The 3,290-nt window shown below is 40.4% G+C and carries 2 protein-coding genes and 1 tRNA gene; all 3 read left to right on the plus strand.

Going from position 1 to position 3,290, the window contains the following annotated elements:
• Positions 1–22: 22 nt before the first annotated feature.
• The 3 genes from COY37_RS05710 to COY37_RS05720 all read left to right on the plus strand — a co-directional run bounded on the left by COY37_RS05710 (position 23) and on the right by COY37_RS05720 (position 3,211).
• A tRNA-Ala gene (locus tag COY37_RS05710) sits at positions 23–98 on the plus strand.
• A 537-nt stretch (positions 99–635) separates the two neighbouring features.
• Positions 636–1,598, plus strand: a complete 963-nt coding sequence (locus COY37_RS05715) for a XamI family restriction endonuclease (RefSeq protein WP_286679271.1) — start codon at positions 636–638, stop codon at positions 1,596–1,598.
• Between the two features lie 2 nt (positions 1,599–1,600).
• Positions 1,601–3,211, plus strand: a complete 1,611-nt coding sequence (locus tag COY37_RS05720; RefSeq protein WP_286679272.1) for an Eco57I restriction-modification methylase domain-containing protein — start codon at positions 1,601–1,603, stop codon at positions 3,209–3,211.
• Positions 3,212–3,290 lie beyond the last annotated feature (79 nt).

Raw genomic sequence — 3,290 nt, forward strand, 5'->3', positions numbered from 1 at the left:
ATTTTACAAGACAAAATGATTTGGGGATATGGCTCAGCTGGGAGAGCGCTGCGTTCGCAATGCAGAGGTCGGGGGTTCGAGTCCCCCTATCTCCACCAGATAGTCCTTATTCAAACTTTGGTTAAAGATACCGTCGAAAAGGTCAGTGAACTTTGTGTCGCTGACCTTTTTGTTTTTGAGTTTGAAGCCATAGTCATAACAAGATCGATTATCCGTAGTTATAATTACCTAAACCTCCTTCATCAAACCCAATCCCTTGAGATAATGTCCAAGCTGGCACTGAAGTAATAAAGACCAGCATGCGCCCAAAAACTAGGGTTAAGAGTAGCTTCTGCCTTGTTTGCTTTTGAAGCATTTATGTCACCTCTTATCGTAGTAACTACCATTAGAGGAACAATTAATTTGTCCAAAATCGGAAGGTTATTGCTCAATTAATGTGGCCGGGGACACCAGTGGGATTCAGACGCTTTATCATTTACTGTTTGACTGATATGCTTGTATAGAGTAGCATATAGGGCAAACACACGTTCGTTTTTATACCTATGGAATCACTTATTTCTGTATTAAAATATGAACATTATCGCTATTAAATTCAGCGATATAATAAAGTATTATTTGTCTGTGAAGGAGCAAGTATGGCGATAAATGCTGATAAGCCAACTAGATGGAAATCAGATATAGCCCAATCTGTTGATTGTTATAATGATTGGTTTATGAAATTCGCCCCAAAAGCATATAGGGATACAAGAGTAGAAACGACGCAGCAAGTTGAATCAGCGCTAGAAAAAACAAACAACTTAAAGGACATATCACCTAGTATGCTGCACGAGAATCCCTCTGTTTTACCGATACTTCGCATGTCAACGGCGCCACCCATAGCACGAGATAGGTTAATCGGCCTCGCTGGAATATCGCCCCATTTAGTAAAGTGCATGGAACTAGATTGTAAAATACCACCCAAAACGGAAGCCTCTAAAGTAAACGAGGAGCTTAAAAGAATCGGTGATGCAATAATGAAGTTGGCCGATAAAGATATTTTCACTTGGTTAGAAACCGAAAAGAGACCAGCTCAAGAAGAAATTAATCGCGCTGCGACCATAGTTGCTGATCGTCTTTGTGGGGCAGTTGCTGACCCGATAATAAGAAATGCACAGGAAAAACGGCAGTTAAGCCTCATAAAAGAGTGGCTGGAGCGAAGGGAATATACCTATATAAGCGCAGGCGAGGGTCTAAAGTTTAACGCCATGCAGCCCGGCACATTTGCGTTTCATTTAAATGTTCCTGTCAAACTTGAAGGTGGAGAAACTCAGATTAATATACCAATAGATGTTGCTGTTATGCCGCTTAGTTCTAAGCCTGGAGATTTGCCTCTTCTTATAGAAGCTAAATCTGCCGGTAATTTTACAAATGTCAACAAACGCCGAAAGGAAGAAGCGATTAAAGTCGCTCAATTACGGAGAAATTATGGAAAAGATGTGCGGTTTATATTATTCCTTTGTGGCTACTTCGATAGCGGTTATTTGGGATATGAGGCAGCAGAGGGTATAGATTGGGTTTGGGAACACCGGATAGATGATCTAGCAGAATTTGGAGTTTAGACATGGCAGCAATCGAACTGTTAGAATGTTCACGCTTAGAAATTCAAAATCGGCTGGATGCTTTAAAGAGCCAAGCTGAAAGAAACAAATTAGGGCAATTCGCAACGCCCACGGAGCTAGCGACAGAGATTTTAGAATATGCAAAAGACCTTTTGCCGGCGGATAACAAAATCCGCTTTTTAGATCCGGCTTTTGGCACAGGTTCATTTTATTCCGCGCTTTTAAGGACATTCCAATCGCAAAGAATTGAGAGCGCTGCTGGTTTTGAAATTGACCTCCAATATGCAAATGAAGCCATAGGATTATGGAATGAATCTTTATTGAGACTAAACATAGGTGACTTTACAAAGGCTGTACTGCCAGAAATCGATGAAGACAGGCCTAATCTAATCATTTGCAATCCACCGTATGTTAGGCACCATCACTTATCAAATCAAGAGAAGATAAGACTTCAGGCACTTACACGAATGGTTACTGGCATAAAACTGAATGGTCTATCTGGATATTATTGCTACTTCTTGCTCTTATCACATGCATGGATGCCGGAAAATGGTTTGGCCGGTTGGCTTATCCCGAGTGAATTCATGGATGTGAATTATGGCAGGGGAGTTAAAGAATATCTGCTTAATAAAGTTAGACTTATAAGAATTCATCGTTTTGATCCTAATGATGTTCAATTTGACGATGCGCTGGTTTCATCAGCAGTTGTATGGTTTGAAAAGACAAGCCCGAACTCGGGCCATCAAATTGAGTTTACATATGGCGGCACACTTAATAATCCTAGAATATGTAAAAAAATAACAGCAGAGGAATTAAGAAGAGCTAATAAGTGGACAAGGCTTGTATTTGATGTTGGTGGAGGAAGACCAGACAAAGATGAAATTAAATTATCTGATCTATTTTATGTCAAGCGTGGTATTGCCACAGGTTCAAACGAATTCTTCATGTTAGATTCAAAAAGAGTGGAAGAATACAGAATACCAGACGAATTCTTGATACCGATTTTGCCTAGTCCGCGGTTTCTTTCGGTTGATAGAATTCAGGCTGACCATATCGGCAATCCAATATTAGAGCAAAAACTGTTCTTGCTTTCGTGCGATTTGCCAGAGCATGAAGTTAAAGAAAAGTATCCCGCGCTTTGGCATTATTTGGAGTCTGGAAAAGAAAAAGAAATTAATAATCGGTATCTATGTATGCACAGGTCACCCTGGTATACACAAGAGAAACGGTCTGCATCGCCTTTTATTTGTACGTATATGGGACGTCATTTAGATAAGAGCAAGCCTTTCCGGTTTATCTTAAATCGCTCAAAAGCTATTGTCGCCAATTCCTACTTGGTGCTCTATCCGAAAGATTATCTGAGAGACGCTATTGAGAAAAATGACGCTTTGCTTGAGAAAATATGGGCGGAACTGAATAATATTAATGTCGATTCCATGATGGGAAATGGCAGGGTTTATGGTGGAGGTCTACATAAAATTGAGCCTAAGGAACTCGCTAATGTTTCTGCCGACGGCATCATCGAAGCAATTCCAGAGTTAGAAGCCTTATACGAAAAGCATCGAGAGGGGGCAAAGAACCTACAACTTCAACTTGATTGTTTTAGTTTTTGATAATAAACGGTGCCCGTTAAGGCCACCAGAGATACCTACAAAGGATGATTAATGAACAACTACCAACCGATACGAATTG

Origin of the sequence: Candidatus Aquicultor secundus (assembly GCF_002791875.1) — a bacterium.
GTDB lineage: Bacteria > Actinomycetota > Aquicultoria > Aquicultorales > Aquicultoraceae > Aquicultor_A > Aquicultor_A secundus.

Bases quoted from the DNA above. Each gene is read 5' to 3' on its own strand.
- COY37_RS05715 (WP_286679271.1), top strand. From the start codon at position 636: ATGGCGATAAATGCTGATAAGCCAACTAGATGGAAATCAGATATAGCC.
- COY37_RS05720 (WP_286679272.1), top strand. From the start codon at position 1,601: ATGGCAGCAATCGAACTGTTAGAATGTTCACGCTTAGAAATTCAAAAT.